This is a genomic window from Nocardioides sp. CPCC 206348 (assembly GCF_048654705.1).
Classification (GTDB): domain Bacteria; phylum Actinomycetota; class Actinomycetes; order Propionibacteriales; family Nocardioidaceae; genus Nocardioides.
On sequence record NZ_JBMCZA010000190.1, the window covers coordinates 17,654 to 21,960 of the forward strand.

The following is a 4,307-nucleotide window of genomic DNA, read 5'->3' on the forward strand; positions in this document are numbered from 1 at the left end:
CAGGAAGCGTTCGGCGTCGACGACCACCCGGGTCACCTCGCCGGAGCCCGCCAGCTTGCCCGGGCGACCGTCTGCGCCCAGGTTGCGGGCGGCGACCGCGAAGCGCCGCAACCGGCCGTCACTGTGGACGATCCGTGCGGTCACCTCGACCGATCCGCCGACGGGCGTCGCGGCGAGGTGCTCGAGCTCGATGCGGGTGCCGACGCTGGTCTCGCCGTCGCCGAGGAGGTCCTCGATGGCGTGGCAGGTCACTGCCTCACACCATGCGAGCAGGCGTGGCGTGCCGAGCACGGGCAGGCTGCCGGAGCCGACCGCCGCCGCCGTGTCGGCGTCCGTCACGACGAACGTCCGACGTGCCTCGTTCACCTCAGATCCCGAACGTGGTGCGCGGGTAGGCCGCGTTGACGTCGGTGATCACGTTGATGAGGTACGGCGCATTCGCGGCGAACGCCCGATCCATCGCCGGCCCGATCTGGCGCGGGTCGGTGATCGTCTCGCCCGCACCGCCGAGCGCGGAGACCACCTGGTCGTACGCCGTCCGTGGCGCGAGGTCGGCCGCGACGTCGTACCCGTAGAGCATCTGCATGGGGCCCTTCTCCAGGCCCCACGCGGAGTTGTTGCCCATCACCATCACGACGGGCAGGTTGTGCCGGACCAGGGTGTCGACGTCCATCAGCGAGAAGCCGGCGGCCCCATCACCGAGGAGCAGCACCACCTGGGCGGAGGGCCGGGCGACGCGAGCGCCGATCGCCGCGCCGAGACCGGCACCGAGGCAGCCGTAGGGACCGGGGTCGAGCCAGCAACCGGGCCGCTTCGGCTCGACGAACTTGCCGGCGAACGACACGAAGTCGCCGCCGTCACCGATCACCACGGCGTCGTCGGCCAGCCGCGGGACCAGTTCGCCGTAGATCCGTGCGGGGTGGATGGGGTCGGCCTCCGCGCCGAGGAGCTCGGCATCCCTGGCTGCTGCGGCGGCTGCGGTGGCCTGGAGCGAGGAGACCCACCCCGACACGTCCGCCCGCGACGAGCCCGCGAGGGCGGTCAGCAGCCCGTCGAGGACCGAGGTGAGGTCGCCGGCCACCGAGTCGGCCAGCGGTGCGTGGCGCGACAGCTGGTCCGCCGAGTCGGCAATGTGTACGACGGCCGCGGGTTCCGCGCCGTCCTTGCCACCGAAGACGCCGTACCCGAGCCGGAAGTCCAGCGGCGTCCCGACCACCACGACCAGGTCGGCGCCGCCGAGCGCCGCGCCGCGGGCCTTCGTCACGAGCAGCCGGTGGCCGCCGGGGACCACGCCGCGCCCCATCCCGTTGGTGATGGCGGGCAGGCCCATCTCCTCGACCAGGCGCAGCGCGGCCTCCTCGGCGAAGTCGGCCCACACGTCGGTGCCGAGCACCAGCACGGGGCGCTCGGCGCGAGCGATCAGCGCAGCGATCCGCCCGATGGCGTCGCTGTCGGGCTCCTGCCCGCGGTAGTCGACGACCGTCGGGACCGAACCGGACCCGACGTTGAAGAACTCGTCCATCGGCACGTCGACGTAGGTCGGACCACGGTGCGACGACCGCGCCAGCGCGAACGCGGTGTCGAAGCCGGTGGCGACGTCGTTTGCGGTCATCAGGGTCGCGGCGTGCTTCGTCACCGGCGTGACGATCGGCAGGTGGTCGATCTCCTGCAGGGCGCCGGTGCCCCAGCGGTTGTTGGGGGCTCGGCCCCCCACGACGACCATCGGGGAGCCGGCGAAGTTCGCCTGGGCCATGGCGCTGACGCCGTTGGTGACGCCGGGACCGGCGGTGAGCACGGCGAGCCCGGGCACCCGGGTGAGCTTGCCGGTCGCCTCCGCGGCGAAGGCGGCAGTCTGCTCGTGGCGCACGTCGAGGATCAACACGGGCGGGCCCACGGCTCCCTCGGCCTGGGACTTCACGGCGCCGTCGTACATCGGGAAGACGTGCGCGCCGGACAGCGTGAACATGGTCTGGACGCCGTGCGCCTGGGCAACGGCGACGCCGAGCTCGCCCGCGTGTCCGGTGAGCTCGGCGGGGGCGGAATCCGGGGGAGTGGAGGTCACCTCCGCACCCTAGCCAGCGCGAGCGCGAAAAGGCCCGACTCAGGCCAGGAAGGCGGGGTGGATCCGCCGCAGTGAGTCGACCAGCGTCAGCAGCAGGTCCGGACGGATCGCGGGGTGGCGCGGCGAGATCGTGAGCTGGAGGTACAGCGCCCGCAGCACCGCCTGCGCGTTGCCGCTGGCGACGTAGGGGTCACGGCTGCGGGAGCCGCGGTCGGTCGCGCCGGCCTCGATCCGGCGCACCCAGGGCTCGACGACGGCCAGCGGGACGCGGTCACGGCGCAGGATCTCGAGGACTGCGTGTGCGATCCGGTCGGGCTCGCCGTGGACCAGCAGCGGGGTGCCGGGGGAGAGCACCCGGTCGGCGATGATGTCGAGGAGCACGGTGAGCTCGGTCGAGCCGAAGTACGGCGACCGGGCCAGCGCCCCGAGCGCGTCGGCTCCGTTGGCCGCGGCGTGCGCCCAGCCCTTGCCGGGTACGAAGCCGCGCAGGTCCTGCTCGCGGACGTACCACGCGGCGAGGCGGTCGCCCCACTGGAGGATGCGGGTGGGCGGCTGGCGGCGGACGCGGGTGTCGCGGTCGATGCACTCGCCGAGGACGAGCGCGGAGAAGCTGCGCCGGAAGATCGAGTCGGTGTCGCGCTCGCCCAGGCCGACCTCCAGGCCAGCACACATGCCGTCGCCGAGGCCGGCCAGCAGGTCGTCGTACACGCCGTGCTCGGTCCAGGTGGCGAGGAACGGATAGGCGAGGCCGTCGCGGATCTGGGGGTCCGGATCGCCGAGCATGCGGGTGAGCTCGGCTGTGAGGTCGGCAAGGCGATGCTCCGCGGGCGGCGTGCGTTCGCCGTTGCGAAGGCCCCGCTGGAGACGAGACCAGTCCACCGACGCCATCAAAGAAAAACCCTCCACGGACCAGCCCGAACCGAATCCCCCGGGGTCATTGTGCCAAAGGGGGTGAAGGAGTTGATGGCGGGTCCGTTACGTTTGCTCGCGTGCCCTCCCTGTCTGCGATTGCACGGCGTCACACGGACCTCGACGCCGCCGATGTCGCCTGGCTGCAACTGATCCAGGCCGACTGGCAGGTGATCGCCGACCTGTCCTTCGCCGACCTCGTCATGTGGCTGCCCGACCGGCAGGGAAAGGGCTTCTGGGCGGGGGACCAGATGCGTCCCACGACCGGTCCCACGGCGTACGTCGACGACATCGTCGGCACCTTCCTGGCCGCCGGGCGCCGTACTCTCGTCGACGCCGCCTACGAGCTCGGCCGGATCGCCCGCGAGGGCGACCCCGAGTGGCGTGACGAGGTGCCGGTGCGGGTCGAGGCGATCCCCGTGCGCCGGGAGGGCCGGGTGATCGCGGTGATCAGCCGCAACACGAACCTGCTGGGCGTGCGCACCCCGAGCCTGCTCGAGATCAACTACCTCCAGACCGCCTCCGACCTCGCGAGCATGATCGCCGCGGGACTGTTCCCGAGCGCGGGCCAGCGCAGCGACCACGCCGACTCGCCCCGGGTCGGCGACGGCTTCCTGCGCGTCGACGCCGAGGGCCGGGTCATCTACGCCAGTCCGAACGGGCTGTCCGTGTTCCGCAAGCTGGGCCTCATCGGCGACCTCACGGGGCAGCTGCTCACCGACCTGACCCGTGACCTGGTGCCGCCGAAGAAGCGGCCCGACGAGGAGACCCTGAGTGCCGTCCTCGGCGGACGTGCGCATCGCGACACCGAGCTCGGCTCGGCGGGCGGTCCCGGTGACGGTGTGTCGCTGATCGTCCGGTCGATCCCGCTGCGCCCCAAGGGCGACCACATCGGCGGCATGATCCTGCTGCGCGACGTCACCGACCTGCGCCGTCGCGACCGCGAGCTGATCACCAAGGACGCCACCATCCGGGAGATCCACCACCGGGTGAAGAACAACCTGCAGACCGTCGCGGCCCTGTTGCGCCTGCAGGCGCGCCGGATCGAGTCACCCGAGGCTGCCGCAGCCCTCGAGGAGGCCGTACGACGGGTCGGGTCGATCGCGATCGTCCACGAGACGCTGAGCCAGGCCGTCGAGGAGACCGTCGCCTTCGACGACATCGCCGACCGCCTGGCGCGCCTGGTGATCGACGTGGGGTCGACCGCTGCGAAGGTCCAGGTCCGCCGCGAGGGCAGCTTCGGCGTCCTCGCGTCCGAGATCGCCACGCCGCTGGCGATGGTCGTCATGGAGCTGATGCAGAACGCCGCCGAGCACGGCTACGCGGACGGCGACGA

4 protein-coding genes are annotated in these 4,307 nt (G+C 72.2%); 1 reads left to right on the forward strand and 3 read right to left on the reverse strand.

What is annotated here, in order from left to right:
- From ACOADB_RS15920 to ACOADB_RS15930, 3 genes are all read right to left on the reverse strand, one after another.
- Window positions 1-366, reverse strand: a 366-nt coding sequence (locus ACOADB_RS15920) for a thioesterase family protein (RefSeq protein WP_378600503.1), incomplete at its 3' end; no start/stop codon positions are given.
- A gap of 1 nt (window position 367) precedes the next feature.
- Window positions 368-2,062 carry an acetolactate synthase gene (locus ACOADB_RS15925; RefSeq protein ID WP_378600506.1) on the reverse strand — a complete coding sequence of 565 codons (1,695 nt, stop codon included), beginning with the start codon at window positions 2,060-2,062 and terminating at the stop codon, window positions 368-370.
- Window positions 2,063-2,101: 39 nt separating this feature from the next.
- On the reverse strand, window positions 2,102-2,941 hold the full coding sequence (locus ACOADB_RS15930) for a DUF2785 domain-containing protein (protein ID WP_378600509.1): 840 nt from the start codon (window positions 2,939-2,941) through the stop codon (window positions 2,102-2,104).
- A 110-nt stretch (window positions 2,942-3,051) separates the two neighbouring features.
- Between ACOADB_RS15930 and ACOADB_RS15935 the strand changes: the two genes are divergently transcribed.
- The coding region (locus ACOADB_RS15935; protein ID WP_378600512.1) for a histidine kinase N-terminal domain-containing protein at window positions 3,052-4,307 on the forward strand (1,256 nt) is incomplete at its 3' end.